General features: G+C 61.2%; 15 protein-coding genes. 6 read left to right on the plus strand and 9 right to left on the minus strand.

Annotated features, from left to right (window positions below; genetic code table 11):
• Position 1 precedes the first annotated feature (1 nt).
• The 6 genes from AC27VU_RS02560 to AC27VU_RS02585 are packed head-to-tail and all read left to right on the plus strand — an operon-like array spanning position 2 to position 7,104.
• Positions 2 to 1,444 (plus strand): mannose-1-phosphate guanylyltransferase/mannose-6-phosphate isomerase, encoded by a 1,443-nt coding sequence (locus AC27VU_RS02560; RefSeq protein WP_488723341.1) that lies wholly within the window; start codon positions 2 to 4, stop codon positions 1,442 to 1,444.
• Positions 1,445 to 2,242 carry an ABC transporter permease gene (locus AC27VU_RS02565; protein WP_103521798.1) on the plus strand — a complete coding sequence of 266 codons (798 nt, stop codon included), beginning with the start codon at positions 1,445 to 1,447 and terminating at the stop codon, positions 2,240 to 2,242.
• Positions 2,242 to 3,495, plus strand: a complete 1,254-nt coding sequence (locus tag AC27VU_RS02570; protein ID WP_003229759.1) for an ABC transporter ATP-binding protein — start codon at positions 2,242 to 2,244, stop codon at positions 3,493 to 3,495. The genes AC27VU_RS02565 and AC27VU_RS02570 overlap by 1 nt, the downstream gene beginning before the upstream one ends.
• On the plus strand, positions 3,492 to 4,859 hold the full coding sequence (locus AC27VU_RS02575; protein ID WP_488723342.1) for a glycosyltransferase family 4 protein: 1,368 nt from the start codon (positions 3,492 to 3,494) through the stop codon (positions 4,857 to 4,859). Before AC27VU_RS02570 ends, AC27VU_RS02575 begins: the two co-directional genes overlap by 4 nt.
• Entirely contained in the window at positions 4,843 to 5,973 is a 1,131-nt protein-coding gene (locus tag AC27VU_RS02580) for a glycosyltransferase family 4 protein (protein ID WP_488723343.1), read from the plus strand. The genes AC27VU_RS02575 and AC27VU_RS02580 overlap by 17 nt, the downstream gene beginning before the upstream one ends.
• The gene (locus tag AC27VU_RS02585) at positions 5,974 to 7,104 is read left to right on the plus strand and encodes a glycosyltransferase family 4 protein (protein ID WP_488723344.1); all 1,131 of its coding nucleotides are present in this window, start codon (positions 5,974 to 5,976) and stop codon (positions 7,102 to 7,104) included.
• 140 nt (positions 7,105 to 7,244) lie between these two features.
• Here the strand turns inward: AC27VU_RS02585 and AC27VU_RS02590 are convergent, their stop codons facing one another.
• From AC27VU_RS02590 to atpG, 9 genes are all read right to left on the minus strand, one after another.
• On the minus strand, positions 7,245 to 9,275 hold the full coding sequence (locus AC27VU_RS02590) for a 2Fe-2S iron-sulfur cluster-binding protein (protein ID WP_488723345.1): 2,031 nt from the start codon (positions 9,273 to 9,275) through the stop codon (positions 7,245 to 7,247).
• 60 nt (positions 9,276 to 9,335) lie between these two features.
• Positions 9,336 to 9,962, minus strand: coding sequence for a glutathione S-transferase family protein (locus AC27VU_RS02595; RefSeq protein WP_003229768.1), 627 nt, complete (start codon positions 9,960 to 9,962; stop codon positions 9,336 to 9,338).
• Positions 9,963 to 10,064: 102 nt separating this feature from the next.
• Entirely contained in the window at positions 10,065 to 10,991 is a 927-nt protein-coding gene (locus AC27VU_RS02600; RefSeq protein ID WP_103484006.1) for a LysR family transcriptional regulator, read from the minus strand.
• 75 nt (positions 10,992 to 11,066) lie between these two features.
• Positions 11,067 to 12,899 carry a glutamine--fructose-6-phosphate transaminase (isomerizing) gene (glmS, locus tag AC27VU_RS02605; RefSeq protein WP_473018499.1) on the minus strand — a complete coding sequence of 611 codons (1,833 nt, stop codon included), beginning with the start codon at positions 12,897 to 12,899 and terminating at the stop codon, positions 11,067 to 11,069.
• 2 nt (positions 12,900 to 12,901) lie between these two features.
• Positions 12,902 to 13,678 carry a DeoR/GlpR family DNA-binding transcription regulator gene (locus AC27VU_RS02610; protein ID WP_488723346.1) on the minus strand — a complete coding sequence of 259 codons (777 nt, stop codon included), beginning with the start codon at positions 13,676 to 13,678 and terminating at the stop codon, positions 12,902 to 12,904.
• Positions 13,679 to 13,906: 228 nt separating this feature from the next.
• Positions 13,907 to 15,274 carry a bifunctional UDP-N-acetylglucosamine diphosphorylase/glucosamine-1-phosphate N-acetyltransferase GlmU gene (glmU, locus tag AC27VU_RS02615; protein WP_488723347.1) on the minus strand — a complete coding sequence of 456 codons (1,368 nt, stop codon included), beginning with the start codon at positions 15,272 to 15,274 and terminating at the stop codon, positions 13,907 to 13,909.
• 117 nt (positions 15,275 to 15,391) lie between these two features.
• Complete coding sequence (locus AC27VU_RS02620; RefSeq protein WP_003229772.1) at positions 15,392 to 15,817, minus strand: F0F1 ATP synthase subunit epsilon; 426 nt, start codon at positions 15,815 to 15,817, stop codon at positions 15,392 to 15,394.
• A 45-nt stretch (positions 15,818 to 15,862) separates the two neighbouring features.
• Positions 15,863 to 17,239: a F0F1 ATP synthase subunit beta gene (atpD, locus tag AC27VU_RS02625; RefSeq protein ID WP_003229774.1), complete on the minus strand. Its 1,377-nt coding sequence runs from the start codon at positions 17,237 to 17,239 to the stop codon at positions 15,863 to 15,865.
• Between the two features lie 27 nt (positions 17,240 to 17,266).
• The gene (gene atpG / locus AC27VU_RS02630) at positions 17,267 to 18,127 is read right to left on the minus strand and encodes a F0F1 ATP synthase subunit gamma (RefSeq protein WP_003229775.1); all 861 of its coding nucleotides are present in this window, start codon (positions 18,125 to 18,127) and stop codon (positions 17,267 to 17,269) included.
• Between the last annotated feature and the right edge of the window lie 28 nt (positions 18,128 to 18,155).

The following is an 18,155-nucleotide window of genomic DNA, read 5'->3' on the forward strand; positions in this document are numbered from 1 at the left end:
CATGCTGATCCCCGTGATTCTGTCCGGCGGTGCCGGTACTCGTTTGTGGCCGGTGTCCCGCGAGGGCCATCCCAAGCCGTTCATGACCCTGCCCGACGGCCAGTCGCTGCTGGGCAAGACCTACCAGCGGGCGGCAGCATTGCTCGACGGCTGGGGCGACATCGTCACGGTGACCAACCGCGAGTACTACTTCCAGAGCAAGGATCACTATTGCGCCGCCCACGTGTCGCGCCATCGCGGGCACTTTCTGCTGGAGCCGACCGGGCGCAACACCGCCCCGGCGATTGCCGCAGCGGCCCTGTCACTGCAGGCGCTGCACGGCGACAACGCAATCATGGTGGTGATGCCCGCCGACCATTTGATCGTCAACCAGGACGCACTCAAGAGTGCCGTCGAGCACGCGGTCAACCTGGCGAAGGACGGTTATCTGGTGACCTTCGGTGTGCTGCCGACTGCACCGGAAACCGGCTTCGGCTACATCGAGACCGGCGCGCCACTGGACGCCAGAGGCGCGGCGAAAGTGCAGCGTTTCGTGGAAAAACCCGATCTGCAGACCGCCACGCATTACCTGGAAAGCGGCAACTTCCTGTGGAACTCGGGCATGTTCTGTTTCACCACCGCGACCGTGATCAACGAGCTGCAACGGCATGCCCCGGAGCTGCTGGAACAGACCCGCGCGTGCATGGACGCCAGCGCCCCGGTGGAAACCGTCGGCTGCCTGCAACAGGAACTGTCACCGACGTTGTTCGCCGAAATCACCGACATCTCCATCGACTACGCCTTGATGGAGCGCTCGGAAAAAGTCGTGGTGGTGCCCGCCGGTTTCGACTGGAGCGACATCGGTTCCTGGGGCGCCGTGGCCGCACTGGTGCCGGCCGATGCCGACAACAATCGCGCCAGTGGCGAAGCGGTCTTCATCGACAGCCACAACAACTTCGTGCAGAGCGAAGGCCGGCTGGTGGCCGCCGTCGGTGTGGATAACCTGATCATCGTCGACACCGCCGACGCCGTGCTGGTGGCCCACGCCGACCGCGCCCAGGATGTGCGGCGTGTCGCCAAGCAGCTCAAGGACAAATCCCACGAAGCCTACCGCCTGCACCGCACCGTCAGCCGGCCATGGGGCACCTACACCGTGCTCGAGGAAGGTCCGCGCTTCAAGATCAAACGTATCGTGGTCAAGCCCGGCGGCAAGCTGTCGCTGCAAATGCACCATCACCGCAACGAACACTGGGTCGTGGTCGAAGGCATGGCCAAGGTCACCAACAACGGCACGGGCACCCATCTGGTGGCCAAGAACGAATCGACGTTCATCGCCGCCGGACACCGGCATCGCCTGGAAAACCCTGGCGTGATCGACCTGGTGATCATCGAAGTGCAAAGCGGCGAATACCTGGGTGAAGACGATATCGTGCGCTTCGAAGACCAATACGGCAGGACGGATTGAATGCTGCTTTCCCTTTACCGCTCGCTGCACAGCTACCGGGGTTTCATCCTCGGCAGCGTGCAGCGGGAGTTTCAAGCGCGTTACCGCAACTCACTGTTCGGCGCTCTGTGGCCGATCTTCAATCCGCTGTCGATGATCATCGTCTACACCGTGATCTTCTCGCACATCATGCGCGCGCGCCTGCCGGGTGTGGACGACAGCATGGCCTACAGCGTCTATCTCTGCGCCGGGTTGCTGGCCTGGGGAATGTTTTCGGAAATCACCCTGCGCAGCCAGACCATGTTTCTGGACAACGCCAACCTGCTGAAGAAAATCAGCTTCCCGCGTATCTGCCTGCCGGTGATCGTGCTGATCAACGCCGGGATCAATTTCGCGATCATCATCGCCCTGTTTCTGGGTTTCCTGCTGGTCACCGGACGCTGGCCGGGCATGGCGCTGCTGGCGCTGATTCCGCTGATCGCGCTGCAAATGATGTTCTGCGCCGGGCTGGGAATGATTCTTGGCGTGTTGAACGTGTTCTTCCGTGATGTCGGCCAGCTCTTCGCCATCTGCCTGCAGTTCTGGTTCTGGCTGACGCCGATTGTTTACCCGATCACGATCCTGCCGGAGTGGGTCCAGCGTCTGTTGCAGCTCAACCCGCTGACCAGCCTGATCGGCAGCTATCAGAACCTGTTCCTGTATGGGCAATGGCCGGTCTGGAGTTCGCTGCTACCGGCGTTCATCGCCGCCATGCTGATGTGTCTGATCGGCCTGCGCCTGTTTCGCCAGCGCGTCGGCGAAATGGTGGATGAACTCTGATGGGGCATATTCGCGTTACAGGCCTGGGCAAGGCCTATAAACAGTACCCGACGCGCTGGAGTCGCCTGGCGGAATGGCTGATACCTTTTTCACCCGTTCGTCACCATCAGCACTGGGTACTGCAGGATGTCGCGTTCGAGATCGCGCCCGGCGAGGCGGTGGGGATCGTCGGCGCCAACGGTGCGGGCAAGAGCACGTTGCTGAAGATGATCACCGGCACCACTCAGCCCACGTGCGGCAAGATCGAAATCGAAGGTCGCGTGGCCGCACTGCTGGAGCTGGGCATGGGCTTTCACCCGGACTTTACCGGTCGCCAGAACGCGTTCATGGCCGGGCAGTTGCTGGGCCTGCAGGTCAGCGAGATCGAAACGCTGATGCCGGACATCGAACACTTCGCGGAAATCGGCGAAGCCATCGACCAGCCGGTCCGCACCTACTCCAGCGGCATGCAAATGCGTCTGGCGTTCAGCGTCGCCACCGCGCGGCGCCCGGACATTCTGATCGTCGACGAGGCCCTGTCGGTGGGTGACGCCTACTTCCAGCACAAGAGCTTCGAACGCATCCGCAGCTTCCGCAAGGCCGGTACCACTTTGCTGATCGTCTCCCATGATCGCTCGGCCATCCAGTCGATCTGCGATTCGGCCATCCTGCTCAAGGATGGGCGCATGGCCCTGTACGACAAGCCGGAAGTGGTGCTCGATTATTACAACGCCCTGATGGCCGAACGCGAAGGGCAGATCGTGCGTCAGGAAATGCTCGCCGGCGGCGAGGTGCAAACCGTGTCCGGCACCGGCGAGGCAGGCATTCTCAGTGTGCGCCTGCTGGACGAACACGATCGCGCCATCGACGCTGCCGAGGTCGGCCAGCCAGTGGTACTGGAAGTTCAGGTGGAGGTTCGGCGCGACATTGAACGACTGGTGCTCGGCTTCATCCTCAAGGATCGTCTGGGCCAGATGATGTATGGCATCAACACCCATCGTCTGAACAAGGCTCTGACTGACCTGCACGCCGGCGAACGCTTCACTTACCGCTTTGCCTTCGTCATGGGCCTGGGCAAGGGCAACTATTCCGTATCGCTGAGCCTGTCACGCCTGGACTCGCACCTGGACCGCAACTTCGAATGGCGCGATTACGGCCTGGTGTTTCATGTGATCAACAACCGCCAGGAAGATTTCGTCGGCTGTTCCTGGCTCAACGCCAAGACCTCGATCACCCGCCATAGCGAGGCAGAGCTGACCGAGCGTGCACCATGACCCGGCTACTGGTGGAGTGCACCCACGTCTTCAAGCACCCGGCGATCAACTCCGGTATTCAACGAGTGGTGCGTAACGTCATCAAGCAACTGCCCGAGCGGGTGGGTGATGTCGAGTGCCTGCCGGTGATTTCGCTCAGGGGCCAGCTCTATCGGGTCACACGCCTGGCCCCGCTGGACGCGCCATTGCTCAACGCCGTTGCGACCTTTGGCGAGCGGCTGGAACGCCTCGCCCACCGATTCTGGCAGTGGCACCAGCGCCTTGATCCACGCTGTCCGTCGAAATTCACCCGACGCATTCTGTACGTCGCTTACCGGCTGACCTCCTTCGGCTTGTTTGGTTGTCCGCTGCGCCTGATCAGGCTGATGAACCGCAAGCAACTGCTCAAGCGCTGCACGCCACTGCAACATCAGCCTGGCGACCAGCTGGTGCTGCTGGATTCGTCCTGGCATTCGGACTTTTTTCCCCACGCCGAACAACTCAAGCGTGACGGGGTGGGTATCGTCGCCGTGATCTACGACCTGATCCCGCTGACCCACCCGCAGTTCTACGACACGCGGCTGGTGCAGGTCTTCAGCGCATGGTTCGACTGGATCACCCGCACCGCCGATGGCTACATGGCGATTTCCGCAACGGTGCGCGATCAGCTGCGCGCCGAACTGCAGCGACGGGTCGGCCCGGCACGCACCGACAGACTCTGGTTCGATTATTTCCATCTCGGTTCCGAACTGGATCTGCACAGCGCCAGGGCTACGGTCGAACCGCGCCTGCAACAACTGTTCAGTACACCGGAGCCCGTGTTCCTGATGGTCAGCACCATCGAACCGCGCAAAAACCACACGTACCTGCTCGATGCCTTCGAGCGGGCCTGGGCCGCCGGCTGCACGGCGCGGCTGTGCATCGCCGGACGCATCGGCTGGAAGTGCGACGCTCTGCTCGCCCGGGTGCACAATCATCCCGAACTGAATCGCCGCCTGTTCATGTTCAACGAGTTGAGCGACACCAGCCTCGAACATGCCTACGCCCACGCCAGTGCACTGGTGTTCCCCTCGTTTGTCGAAGGCTTTGGCCTGCCACTGGTAGAAGCCATGCAGCGCGGCTTGCCGGCGATGGGCAGCGACATCGCGGTGTTCCGCGAAATTGGCGGCGAGTTCATGGCCTACTTCGATTTGCAGGACCCGCAAAGCCTCGCCGACTTGATCATCCGATTCCAGCAAAGCGGTCAGTTCCCCGCTGCCCGCAATGTGGCTGACTGGCGCTGGATCGGCTGGCGCGAGGCCAGCGCCCAATTGACCGAACGCACCGCACACAACGTCCTGAAAGCGCCATCGGCGCCAGCGAGGCCGTATGCGCATTGCCCTTAACGCCCGAATTCTGCAGGCACCGCGCACCGGCATCGGCCATTACGTCGCCGAACTGGTTCGTGCCTTGCGCAGCACCACCGATGTCGAAGTGGCGCTGTTCCACGGCTGGGGCTGGAGTTCGGCGCTGCCGGAAGCGGCGATGCCCGGCTATTCGCACCTGACGCCGCTGCTGCGGCAGATCCCCGGCGCCTATCAGGCGCGGCGCTGGCTGGAGCAGAAACGCTTCGATCAGGGCCGCACGCAAGGCATCGACCTGTATCACGAGCCGAGCCTGTGGCCGCTGGCCTTCGATGGCCCGACCGTGATCACCCTGCACGACCTGACCCATCTGCACTTTCCTGATTCGCAACCGGCGGCGCGTCTCAAGGAAATCGAACGGCGCCTGGCTGCTGGCGTGCAACAGGCGCAACGGATCGTGACCGACTCGCAGGCGATTGCCGACGAGGCGCAGGCTTATTTTGGTCTGCCGGCCGAGCGTTTCGTGGTGGCGCCACTGGGTGTGGCCGAGCGCTTCCACCCACGGGAACCACACGCCATCGAAGCGGTGCTCAAGGCGCATGCCGTTGCCGCGCGAGAATATTTTTTGTGTGTCGGCACCCTGGAACCGCGCAAGAACCTGAGCCTGGCCCTGCGTGCCCACGCCTTGCTGCCGGATGCCGTACGCAAGCGCTTTCCGCTGCTGATCGTCGGCATGGCCGGCTGGCAACAGGCCCAGTTCAGCGACGAACTGCGCCAGGCCCTGGCCTCACGGCACGTTTGCTTGCTCGGCTACCTGCCGGATGAACACGTCGCCCAGCTGCTGGCCGGCGCTCGAGCGCTGGTGTTTCCATCACTGTATGAAGGTTTCGGTCTGCCGGTACTGGAAGCAATGGCCAGCGGCACCCCGGTGATCCTCACCCGATCTTCAGCCATGCCGGAAGTTGCCGGCGCGGCAGGCAACTACATTGAACCTGACGATGCACACGGCTTGCGCGATGCGCTGAATCGCCTGATCGACGATCAAGCGCATTGGCAGGCCTGCCGAGAAGCCGGATTGCACCGGACGCGGCTATTTTCCTGGGAACGTTGCGCACAGGCCACCGCCGGTGCCTACCGCCAGGCCATGGGAGGCTGAATGCGAGTTCTTCACTTTTTCAAAACCTACTTGCCTGACTCGGTCGGCGGCATCGAACAGGTGATCTTCCAGCTGTGCGAAAGCGGCGCACATCATGGCATCGACGGTCAGGTGCTGACCCTCAGCGCCGATCCGACCCCGCCCGTGGTGCAACTCGGTCAACATGAAGTGCATCGCGCCAGACTCGACATCCAGTTCGCCTCCACCGGTTTTTCCTGGAGCGTGTTCAAACAGTTTCGCGAGCTGGCCGCCGAAGCCGATGTGGTCAACTACCACTTCCCCTGGCCGTTCATGGACCTGGTGCACTTCGCCAGCGGCATGAACAAGCCGAGCGTGGTGACCTACCACTCGGACATCATCCGCCAGAAGCATCTGCTCAAACTCTACCGACCGCTGATGAACCGCTTCCTCGCCAGCGCCGACCGGATTGTCGCGGCCTCGCCGAACTACCTGCACACCAGCGACGTGTTGCAGCAGTTCCAGGACAAGACCCGGGTGATTCCGTACGGCTTGAACAAGGCCGGTTATCCACAGGCGGACAGCGAACGCATGAATCGCTGGCGCCAGCAGCTTGGGGATAAGTTTTTCCTGTTCGTCGGGGTCATGCGTTATTACAAGGGCCTGCACATCCTGCTCGATGCCTTGAAGGACGTGGATTATCCGGTGGTAATCGTCGGCGCCGGGCCGCTGGAACTGGAGCTGCATGCCCAGGCCGCTGCGCTGGGCCTGCGCAATATTCACTTCCTCGGACGCCTGGGCGATGAAGACAAGGTCGCCCTGCTGCAACTGAGCTACGCCATCGTGTTCCCGTCGCACCTGCGCTCCGAAGCGTTCGGCATTTCGCTGCTCGAAGGCGCGATGTACGGCAAACCGATGATCTCCAGCGAAATCGGTACCGGCACCAGCTACATCAATATCCACAATGAAACCGGCCTGGTGGTTCCCCCGAGCAATCCACAGGCGTTTCGCGAGGCGATGCGCACCTTGTGGGAAAACCCGGAGCGCGCGGCAGCCATGGGCATCAAGGCCGAGGCGCGTTACCGGCAGCTGTTCACCGCCGACGAGATGGCCCGCAAGTGGACCGAACTGTATCAGGAGCTGCTGGAAGAGAAAGACCTGTCCTACGCCTGACCCGTTGCTGAAACACATCCCCTGTGGGAGCGGGCTTGCTCGCGAAGGCGATCTTTCAGTAAACAATCATGTCGACTGACCTGACGCCTTCGCGAGCAAGCCCGCTCCCACAGGGGGTTGTCGTGATTTCAAATGAGCCGTCAGAGATCCAGCACCAGCGGCTGTTCACTCAGCGCCGGTACCGCGCAGCAAATCAGCACCTGCCCCGCTTCCGGCATGTCTGCCGGGGGCTGTGGATAATTCACCGCGCCACTGAGCAACCGCGTCTTGCAGGTGCCGCACGAACCTCCACGGCAACTGAACTCGGGGCGCAGGCCACGGCTTTCCGCCAGCTCCAGCAGACTGCCGCCGTCCGGCTGCCAGCGCGCCTCTTTGGCCGAGCGTTCGAACACTACCGGTACCGAAGTGATGGCGGCCGGCGGCTGCTCGATGACCACGGCATCCGGGTCCGGCTGGCGCTTGAGCGTCGAAGGGCCGAAGGTTTCGGCATGGATCCGCGCATCGCGAACATCGAGGTCGCGCAGGCTGTCATAGACGCTTTGGGTAAAAGCGCCGGGGCCACAGACCGCAAAATCGATCTGGTCGTAATCCTCGACGTCCAGCAGATCGCGCAGCACCGCAGCGTCGATGCGCCCGCGCAGATCGAAATCTTCGCCCTCCTGAAGATCAGCCTCCGGCTGACTGAGCAGGCGCACCACCCGCACTGCATCGCCAGCATTTTCCAGCAAGCGATCGAGTTCCTGACGAAACGGTTGATCAGCCAGGCTGCGCGAACTCTGCAGCAGCCACGTCGGCCGGATCCTGCGGGTGCGCAGGCCTTGATAAATCACCTCGCGCAGCATCGACAGCAATGGCGTGATGCCAACCCCCGCCGCCAGCAACACCAGCGGTCGTTGCTCCAGCGGCGCCACGGTGAAGTGCCCCTGTGGCGCCCGCGCCTCGAGGATATCGCCGACCCGGATCTGCTGGTGCAAATGGCCTGAGACCAGGCCTTCGCGTTTCACACTGATACGCAGGAAATCATCCGATGGCGCACTCGACAGGCTGTAGGTGCGGATAGGCGTTTCATCACCCAGCTTGAAGCGCAGCGGCAGATGCTGGCCGGCCTGAAACACCGGCATCCCCGCGCCATCGTCCGGTTGCAGATAAATCGAGCGGATGTGCTGGCTTTCGCGCTCGATGCGGGTCACCCGCAGCGGCCGCCAGCGGTCACCCAGTGCTTTGGCCTGCAAGCGTGCATCGGCCTGGGCCCAGGTGCCGGTCAGCAGGCTGGTGGGCGACATGCCGTCGAAGCGCCAGCGCAAGGCCAGTGCCGCCGGACGCCACACCCGTTGCTCCACCTCGAATGTCCACAGGCGTTCAGCGCCTTGAAAGGCTTCGATCTGCGACCCTTCCAGAATGATCTCGGTACGCCCGCTCAGGTGCAGCAGATCACCTGTGGAAAAGTCGATGAACAGCAGTCCCGCACGGGGGTTGAGCAACAGATTACCGAGGGTGTTGAAGTGCAGATTGCCGGCAAAATCGGGGATGGTCAGGCGGTTCCCCTCGACCCGGACGAAACCCGGCTGACCGCCGCGATGGGAAACATCCACCGCACGCTGCCCGTCGACCTCGACGTAACTGGCGACAAAGAAGGTGTCGGCGCCTTCGATCATGGCTCTGGCCGCGTCATCAAGACCATTGCCATGCTGCGCTGGCCGCGTCTGCGGATCACTCAGCGGCACGCGCTGGAACTGGCGCAGTTGAATGTATTGCGGACAGTTGCCGAACGACTGATCCACCGTCACCGCGAAACCGCTGGCGTCGAGGTTGCCGACGCGACCGTTGAGACGATTGCGCCGCCGGGTGTGCAACTCGATTCCGAGCAAACCGATGGCGGCGCCGTCGTGCAACTGCGCCGGATCATCGGCCGCCGGCAGGCTGGACAACTGCAGGCGCTGCGGATCGGGCGAACCGGCAAACCCCGGCGCGCCTTCGAGCACGCTGGCCCACGGACGCCCCTCGGCATCGACCGCGCCGTACAGCATGAACGGTAATTGCGCATAGAACGCGCGGTGTTGATCCGGCATCCAGTCGCGAATCACCTTGCGCCCGAAGGTTTCCATGCGTTCGGCAACGCCGACATGGGCCTGCAGTTGTTGCTCGCCAGCGTGCCACGGTGAACGTTCCATCACGCATCTCCCCGCGCCGCTGGCGCACTGTGGATAACTCGATCAGATCGGGCCGGACCCTCAGGCAGTCTTCTGCAGACCGGCGACGGTACGCGGCATGCCGACAAAACCGGGCAAGGCTTCGACACGCGCCAGCCAGGCACGCACGTTGGCGTAGTCATCCAGCGACACGTTGCCTTCCGGCGCATGGGCGATGTAGCTGTAGGCGGATACATCAGCGATGGTCGGCTCGCTGCCGGCCAGGTACGGGGTCTTGCCCAGTTCCAGTTCCATCACCTTGAGCAGGTTGTGCGCACGGGTGATCAGTTCCTCGGCATTCAGTTGCGCGCCGAACACCGTGACCAGGCGTGCTGCCGCCGGGCCAAAGGCAATCGGCCCCGCCGCCACCGACAACCAGCGCTGGACCCGCGCAGCGCCCAGCGGATCGGTGGGCAGCCAACGGCCATTGCCGTACTTGAGCGCCAGATACACCAGAATCGCGTTGGAATCGGCCAACACCACGCCGCCATCGTCGATCGCCGGCACCTGGCCGAAACTGTTGATCGCCAGATATGGCGCCTGCTTGTGCTCACCCTTGGCCAGATCGACCAGGATCAGTTCAGTCGGCAGTTGCAGCAGGGACAGCATCAGCTCCACCCGATGGGCGTGGCCGGAACGCGGGAAGTTGTAGAGTTTGATCGCTTGCATGGTCGACTCCGCTGGAGGTGGCGCCGTTCGGGATGGCAGCGCCGATGGAGGCCATCTTCCACCCATCCTCAAAGCAATAGAATCACCAGCAATCGCAATCGATTATTTCACCGGATGAAATAACGCCGCGTTCTGCAGCGCCGGATGCTCACGCAGAGCCTTCACCGCATAGTCGACAAAACTGCGCACCCGCGCCGGCGCCTTGCGGCCGCCCTGATACACCACGTGGATCGGCAGCGGCGGCAGTTCGAAGTCGGCGAGGACGATTTCCAGCTCACCTGACGCCACCTTGCCGGCGACTTGATAGGACAACACCCGGGTCAGCCCCAACCCCAGGCAGGCCGCGGCAATCGCCGCCTGATTGGCGGTGACCACCAGCCTCGGCTCGGGCCGCACGCTGATCGCTTCGCCCTGGTCCACAAACGGCCAGCTGCGTAACTGGCCGATGGACGAAGTCGCCACCACCGGCGCGCCGGCCAGCGCCTGCGGATGCTCGGGACGACCGTGCTGTGCCAGATAGGCCGGCGAAGCACAGATCACCCGCCGCACCTCGCCGACACGGATCGCGTGCTGATTGCTGTCCGGCAGCTCACCGATGCGCACCGCGACATCAATGCCTTCCTCGACCATGCTCACCACCCGATCGACCAACAGCGCATTGATCGAAACGTCCGGGTACTGCGTCAGATAACCGGCCATCAGTGGTGTGACGAACAACTCGCCGAACAACACCGGTGCGGTCACTGTCAATTGCCCACGGGGCTGGGCGTGACTGCCGGCCGCCGAATCCTCGGCTTCCTGCACCTCGACGAGAATTCTCCGACAGTCTTCCAGATAACGCTGACCGGCCTCGCTGAGGTGCACATTGCGCGTGGTACGAATCAGCAACTGCGTACCGATGCGCTGCTCCAGCGCCGCCACCGCCCGGGTGACACTGGCGGCGGACAAACCCAGACGTCGCGCCGCTGCCGAGAAGCCCTGCTCCTGGGCCACCGTGGCGAAGATCTGCATTTCCTGGAAGCGGTCCATGGATGTCCTCGATTCAGATACAAAAATCGCAGCCGAGGCTGCGATTTTTGCGGGTCAATGTCAGCTGTGGATAACTTATTCCACCGTCACCGACTTGGCCAGGTTGCGCGGCTGGTCGACGTCGGTGCCCTTGAGCACGGCGACGTAGTAGGACAACAACTGTAGCGGGATGGTGTAGAGGATCGGCGAGAGGATGTCGTGGATGTGCGGCATCTGCACCACGTGGGTGCCTTCGCCGTTGGTCATCCCGGCTTTCTCGTCGGCGAACACGATCAGTTCACCGCCACGGGCACGGACTTCCTGCAGGTTGGACTTGAGCTTCTCCAGCAGTTCGTTGTTCGGCGCCACCGTGACCACCGGCATGTCGTTATCCACAAGCGCCAACGGACCGTGTTTCAGCTCGCCAGCAGGATAGGCTTCGGCGTGGATGTAGGAGATTTCCTTGAGCTTCAAGGCGCCCTCCATCGCCACCGGGAATTGCGCGCCACGGCCGAGGAACAGGGTGTGGTTCTTTTCGGCGAACAGTTCGGCGATCTTTTCCACCGTGCTGTCCATCGCCAGCGCTTCGCCCAGACGAGTCGGCAAGCGACGCAGCTCTTCCACCAACGTGGCTTCGACGTCTTTGCCCAAGGTTCCGCGCACCTGACCCAGAGACAGGGTCAGCAATAACAGGCCGACCAGTTGCGTGGTGAACGCCTTGGTCGAGGCCACGCCGATTTCGCGACCGGCCTGGGTCAGCAGAGTCAGGTCGGACTCACGCACCAGCGAGCTGATGCCGACGTTGCAGATTGCCAGGCTGGCGAGGAAGCCTAGCTCTTTGGCATTGCGCAGCGCGGCCAAGGTGTCGGCGGTTTCGCCGGACTGCGAGATGGTCACGAACAGGGTGTCTGGCTGCACCACCACCTTGCGGTAGCGGAATTCGCTGGCGACTTCGACCTGGCACGGAATACCGGCCAGTTCTTCGAGCCAGTAACGCGCAACCATGCCGGCGTGATAGCTGGTACCGCAGGCGACGATCTGCACGTTGCGCACTTTGGCGAACAGCTCGGCAGCCTGTGGACCGAAAGCCTGAACCAGCACTTGGTTCGGGCTCAGGCGACCTTCCAGGGTGCGCTGTACCACAGACGGTTGCTCATGGATTTCCTTGAGCATGTAGTGACGGAATTCGCCCTTGTCGGCGGCTTCGGCGCCATCGCTGTATTGCACGGTCTGGCGCTCGACGGTTTTGCCATCAACATCCCAGATCTGCACGCTATCGCGGCGAATTTCGGCGATATCACCTTCTTCCAGGTACATGAAGCGGTCAGTGACCTGGCGCAGTGCCAACTGGTCGGACGCGAGGAAGTTCTCGCCCAGGCCCAGGCCGATCACCAACGGGCTGCCACTGCGTGCGGCAACCAGGCGATCCGGTTGCTGTGCATTGATCACGGCCAGACCGTAGGCACCGTGCAGTTCCTTGACCGTGGCTTTGAGCGCGACGGTCAGGTCAGGCTGATCCTTGAGTTTGTGGTTCAGCAGGTGCGCGATGACTTCGGTGTCGGTGTCCGAAGTGAACACGTAACCCAGCGCTTTCAGTTGCTCACGCAGGGCTTCGTGGTTTTCGATGATGCCGTTGTGCACCACGGCGATATCGCCGGAAAAATGCGGGTGCGCGTTACGCTCGCACGGTGCGCCGTGGGTAGCCCAACGAGTGTGCGCGATACCGAGACGGCCAACCAGCGGCTGTGCGGCCAGCGCTGTTTCCAGTTCGCTGACCTTGCCCGGACGACGCATGCGCTCAAGCTTTTCATCGTTGGTGAAAACCGCCACGCCGGCGCTGTCATAGCCGCGGTATTCAAGGCGCTTGAGGCCTTCGAGCAGGATGGCGGTGATATTACGTTCAGCAACTGCGCCGACAATTCCACACATGCTTATTTCTCCTGACTGACAGCCGCGCAAATCACGGTGATACCGCGGGCCTGAATCTGATCGCGTGCATCGATGGGCAGGCGATCATCGGTAATGAGGGTATGGACGCTGCTCCACGGCAGCTCCAGGTTGGGAATCTTGCGGCCGATCTTGTCGGCCTCGACCATCACGATCACTTCCCGCGCCACGTCGGCCATCACTCGGCTCAAACCGAGCAGTTCATTGAACGTGGTGGTACCGCGCACCAGATCGATGCCATCAGCGCCGATAAACAATTGGTCGAAGTCGTAAGAGCGTAGTACCTGCTCGGCCACCTGGCCCTGAAAGGATTCCGAATGCGGATCCCAGGTGCCACCGGTCATCAGCAGCACCGGTTCGTGTTCGAGTTCGCTCAAGGCCTTGGCAACGTGCAGGGAGTTGGTCATGACCACCAGGCCCGGCTGCAGGCCAAGCTCGGGAATCATCGCGGCGGTGGTGCTGCCGCTGTCGATGATGATGCGGGCGTGCTCGCGAATGCGTTTGACGGCAGCGCGGGCAATTGCCTGTTTGTATTTCGAAACGCTCTGGCCGGGTTCTGCCACCAGTTCCTGCGGCATGGTGATCGCCCCGCCGTAACGGCGCAGCAACAGTCCATGGCTTTCCAGCGCGGCCAGATCCTTGCGGATCGTAACTTCCGATGTTTCGAAGCGCTTGGCCAGTTCATCCACACTGACTTCGCCCTGCTCATTGAGCAAGGCGAGGATGTTGTGCCGGCGTTGGGGCGTATTGCGTTTCGACATGGCGGCTTAAGTTTCGATTCGAAAGATAACGGAAGCAATCAAAACCTATCGGTCATAAATCGTCAAGCGACAGATCGAAAATTTTAGAAACGACCCAGACGAATGTGGGAGCGGGCTTGCTCGCGAATGCGGAGGGTCAGTCACTGAAATGTGAAACTGAAACACCGCATTCGCGAGCAAGCCCGCTCCCACGTTTGGATTCAAGCATTAAGTGCAGCTGTGGATAACTCAGTTCTTCTTGATCTTCTCCGGCCGCTTCCAGCCATCGATATTCTTTTGCCGCGCGCGACCAACGGCCAACTGCGCGTTATCCACATTCTGCGTGATGGTCGAACCGGCCGCCGTGGTTGCACCGGACGAGATATCCACAGGCGCCACCAGCGAGTTGTTGGAGCCGATGAACACGTCCTCGCCCAACACGGTTTTCCACTTGTTGGCGCCATCGTAGTTGCAGGTAATGGTGCCCGCGCCGATATTCGTGCGTGCGCCAACTTCGGCATCGCCCAGGTAGGTCAGATGCCCGGCCTTGGCGCCCTCGCCCATGCGGGCGTTTTTCAGTTCGACGAAGTTACCCACATGTGCGCGTGCTTCGAGCACGGTGCCTGGGCGCAGACGGGCGAACGGACCGGCATCGCTGCCTTCACCGAGAACCGCACCTTCGATGTGGCTGTTGGCCTTGATCACCACGCCTTTGCGCAAGGTGCTGTCCTTGATGACACAGTTCGGGCCGATCACCACGTCGTCTTCAATAACAACGTTGCCTTCGAGAATCACGTTGACGTCAATCAGCACATCGCGACCAACGGTCACTTCACCGCGCACATCGAAACGCGCCGGGTCACGCAGGGTCACGCCTTGCGCCATCAGCCGGCGGCCGGCGCGCAACTGGTAATGTCGCTCCAGCTCGGAGAGTTGCTTGCGATCGTTGGCGCCCTGCACTTCCATCGGGTCGTGCGGTTGTTCAGTGGCGACCACGAGGCCATCGTTGACCGCCATTTCGATCACGTCGGTCAGGTAGTACTCGCCCTGTGCGTTGTTGTTCGACAGACGGCTCATCCAGTCAGCCAGACGATTGGCCGGAACGGCGAGGATGCCGGTGTTGCCTTCGGTGATCGCGCGCTGAGCTTCGCTGGCATCTTTATGCTCAACGATGGCGGCAACCTTGCCGTTCGCGTCGCGCACGATACGGCCGTAACCGGTCGGATCTTCGAGCTCAACGGTCAACAGGCCCATCTGGCCCGGTACGACGTGCTTGAGCAGACGCTGCAGGGTTTCGACTTCGATCAGCGGCACATCACCGTAGAGAATCAGCACGGTATCGGCGGTGATGAACGGCACAGCCTGAGCCGTTGCATGACCGGTGCCCAATTGCTTGTCCTGCAGCACGAAATTCAGATCGTCAGCCGCCAGGCGCTCGCGCACCACATCGGCACCGTGACCGATGACCACGTGAATGCGCTGCGGATCAAGCTGCCGCGCGCTGTGGATAACATGGCCAAGCATGGAGTTGCCGGCAACCGGGTGCAGCACTTTCGGCAACGCCGAACGCATACGGGTGCCTTGACCGGCCGCGAGGATAACGATTTCGAGAGACATGACTGGCTACCAATCCTGGGTGGTCAGCAACTGCGACCGGGTTGTAAAAATCGGAAAAGAAAAAAGGGTAGCCGAGGCTACCCTTTTTTATCAATCGCACAACAAGTGGCTGACGGATTAACCGCCAAACTTCTTGCGGATCTGCTGGACGGTGCGCAGCTGAGCTGCGGCCTCGGCCAGACGTGCGGACGCAGCTCCGTAATCGAAATCTGCGCTCTTCTCGTGCAGAGCAGCTTCGGCAGCCTTGAGGGCTGCTTGAGCCTGAGCTTCATCCAGGTCGGCGGCACGTTGCACAGTGTCGGCAAGAACCTTGACCATGTTCGGCTGAACCTCGAGGAAACCACCGGAGATGTAGAACACCTCGGTTTCCCCGCCTTGCTTGATCAGGCGGATCGGACCTGGCTTCAGATTAGTGATCAGCGGCGCGTGACCCAGAGCGATACCAAGATCACCCAGTGCACCGTGCGCAATCACCATCTCGACCAGGCCGGAAAAGATTTCCCCTTCCGCGCTGACGATATCGCAATGGACTGTCATAGCCATCTGATTGCCTCAACCTAAATTAGCGCCCGTTGCCGGGCGCCGGGATTACAGTTTCTTGGCTTTCTCGATCGCTTCTTCGATGCCGCCAACCATGTAGAACGCTTGTTCTGGCAGGTGGTCGTAGTCACCGTTGAGGATGCCTTTGAAGCCAGCAATGGTGTCTTTCAGGGAAACGTATTTACCCGAAGCACCGGTGAAGACTTCAGCCACGAAGAACGGCTGCGACAAGAAGCGCTGGATCTTACGAGCACGGTTTACCAACTGCTTGTCGGCTTCCGACAGCTCGTCCATACCCAGGATCGCAATGATGTCCTTCAGCTCTTTGTAGCGCTGCAGCACGTACTGAACACCGCGAGCGGTTTCGTAGTGCTCGTTGCCGATCACGTTCGGATCCAGCTGACGCGAAGTCGAGTCCAGTGGGTCTACCGCCGGGTAGATACCCAGGGAAGCGATGTCACGGGACAGAACGACGGTGGCGTCCAAGTGGGCGAAGGTGGTAGCTGGCGACGGGTCAGTCAAGTCGTCCGCAGGTACGTATACCGCCTGGATCGAAGTAATCGAACCTTGCTTGGTCGAAGTGATGCGCTCTTGCAGCACGCCCATCTCTTCAGCCAGAGTCGGCTGATAACCTACTGCCGAAGGCATACGGCCCAGCAGTGCGGATACTTCAGTACCGGCCAGGGTGTAACGGTAGATGTTGTCGACGAACAACAGAACGTCGTTACCTTCGTCACGGAACTTCTCGGCCATGGTCAGGCCGGTCAGAGCTACGCGCAGACGGTTTCCCGGCGGCTCGTTCATCTGACCGTAAACCAGTGCCACTTTGTCCAGAACGTTGGAGTCCTTCATCTCGTGGTAGAAGTCGTTACCCTCACGAGTACGCTCACCCACACCGGCGAACACGGAATAACCGCTGTGCTCGATGGCGATGTTACGGATCAGTTCCATCATGTTTACGGTTTTGCCTACACCGGCACCACCGAACAGACCGACTTTACCGCCCTTGGCGAACGGGCAAACCAGGTCGATAACCTTGATGCCGGTTTCCAGCAGCTCGTTGCCACCAGCTTGTTCAGCGAAGGAAGGAGCGGCGCGGTGAATACCCCAGCGCTCTTCTTCGCCGATCGGGCCAGCTTCGTCGATCGGGTTGCCCAGTACGTCCATGATCCGGCCCAGAGTCGCTTTACCGACCGGTACGGAGATGGCTGCGCCAGTGTTGTTGACGCCCAGACCGCGCTTCAAGCCTTCGGTCGAGCCCATCGCAATGGTACGTACCACGCCGTCGCCCAGCTGCTGCTGAACTTCCAGAGTGGTTTCGGCGCCTTGAACCTTCAAGGCGTCGTAGATGCTCGGTACGCTGTCGCGTGGAAATTCCACGTCGATAACGGCGCCGATGATTTGAACGATACGTCCGCTACTCATAGCTGGATCCTCTGAATATTTGAACCGTTAAACCGCGGCAGCGCCGCCGACGATTTCCGAGATCTCTTGGGTGATCGCAGCCTGACGCGCCTTGTTGTAGATCAGCTGCAAATCGCTGATCAAATCACCGGCGTTGTCGGTAGCGTTCTTCATCGCGATCATCCGCGCAGCTTGTTCGGCCGCGTTGTTCTCGACCACCGCCTGGTACACCTGCGACTCCACGTAGCGCACCATCAAGCCGTCAAGCAGCTCTTTGGCGTCTGGTTCGTAGAGGTAGTCCCAGTGGTGCTTGAGTTCTTGATCCGGGGTCGCCACCAGTGGAATCAACTGCTCCACGGTAGGCTGTTGCGTCATGGTGTTGATGAACTTGTTGGATACCACGGACAGGCGGTCAATACGGCCGTCCAGATAAGCATCCAGCATCACCTTGACGCTGCCGATCAGATCATTGATCGACGGCTCTTCACCCAGGTGGCTGATAGCTGCAACGACGTTACCGCCGAAGTTGCGGAAAAAGGCCGCACCCTTGCTACCCACTACACACAGATCAATCTCGACGCCGTTTTCGCGGTTTACCGCCATGTCCTTGACCAGGGCCTTGAACAGGTTGGTGTTCAAGCCGCCGCACAGACCACGGTCACTGCTCACTACGACATAACCGGCACGCTTTACTTCGCGGTCGATCATGAACGGGTGGCGGTATTCCGGGTTGGCGTTGGCCAGATGCCCAATTACCTGGCGGATACGCTCCGCATAAGGACGGCTAGCAGCCATGCGCATTTGTGCCTTGCGCATTTTGCTGACCGCCACTTTTTCCATGGCGCTGGTAATTTTTTGCGTGCTTTTGATGCTCGCAATCTTACTGCGAATCTCTTTTGCGCCTGCCATGTAACACCTATCAGGTTAGCAAGCGGGA

The sequence above is a fragment of the Pseudomonas sp. 14P5.3.2 genome (genome assembly GCF_057799175.1).

What these genes read in the sequence shown, in the direction of transcription:
- AC27VU_RS02580 (WP_488723343.1), top strand. Translation starts at nt 4,843, where the DNA reads ATGCGCATTGCCCTTAACGCCCGAATTCTGCAGGCACCGCGCACCGGC.
- glmU (WP_488723347.1), bottom strand. Translation starts at nt 15,274, where the DNA reads ATGTCTCTCGAAATCGTTATCCTCGCGGCCGGTCAAGGCACCCGTATG.
- AC27VU_RS02590 (WP_488723345.1), bottom strand. Translation starts at nt 9,275, where the DNA reads ATGGAACGTTCACCGTGGCACGCTGGCGAGCAACAACTGCAGGCCCAT.
- AC27VU_RS02565 (WP_103521798.1), top strand. Translation starts at nt 1,445, where the DNA reads ATGCTGCTTTCCCTTTACCGCTCGCTGCACAGCTACCGGGGTTTCATC.
- AC27VU_RS02570 (WP_003229759.1), top strand. Translation starts at nt 2,242, where the DNA reads ATGGGGCATATTCGCGTTACAGGCCTGGGCAAGGCCTATAAACAGTAC.
- atpG (WP_003229775.1), bottom strand. Translation starts at nt 18,127, where the DNA reads ATGGCAGGCGCAAAAGAGATTCGCAGTAAGATTGCGAGCATCAAAAGC.
- AC27VU_RS02595 (WP_003229768.1), bottom strand. Translation starts at nt 9,962, where the DNA reads ATGCAAGCGATCAAACTCTACAACTTCCCGCGTTCCGGCCACGCCCAT.
- AC27VU_RS02600 (WP_103484006.1), bottom strand. Translation starts at nt 10,991, where the DNA reads ATGGACCGCTTCCAGGAAATGCAGATCTTCGCCACGGTGGCCCAGGAG.
- AC27VU_RS02560 (WP_488723341.1), top strand. Translation starts at nt 2, where the DNA reads ATGCTGATCCCCGTGATTCTGTCCGGCGGTGCCGGTACTCGTTTGTGG.
- AC27VU_RS02620 (WP_003229772.1), bottom strand. Translation starts at nt 15,817, where the DNA reads ATGGCTATGACAGTCCATTGCGATATCGTCAGCGCGGAAGGGGAAATC.
- atpD (WP_003229774.1), bottom strand. Translation starts at nt 17,239, where the DNA reads ATGAGTAGCGGACGTATCGTTCAAATCATCGGCGCCGTTATCGACGTG.
- glmS (WP_473018499.1), bottom strand. Translation starts at nt 12,899, where the DNA reads ATGTGTGGAATTGTCGGCGCAGTTGCTGAACGTAATATCACCGCCATC.
- AC27VU_RS02610 (WP_488723346.1), bottom strand. Translation starts at nt 13,678, where the DNA reads ATGTCGAAACGCAATACGCCCCAACGCCGGCACAACATCCTCGCCTTG.
- AC27VU_RS02575 (WP_488723342.1), top strand. Translation starts at nt 3,492, where the DNA reads ATGACCCGGCTACTGGTGGAGTGCACCCACGTCTTCAAGCACCCGGCG.
- AC27VU_RS02585 (WP_488723344.1), top strand. Translation starts at nt 5,974, where the DNA reads ATGCGAGTTCTTCACTTTTTCAAAACCTACTTGCCTGACTCGGTCGGC.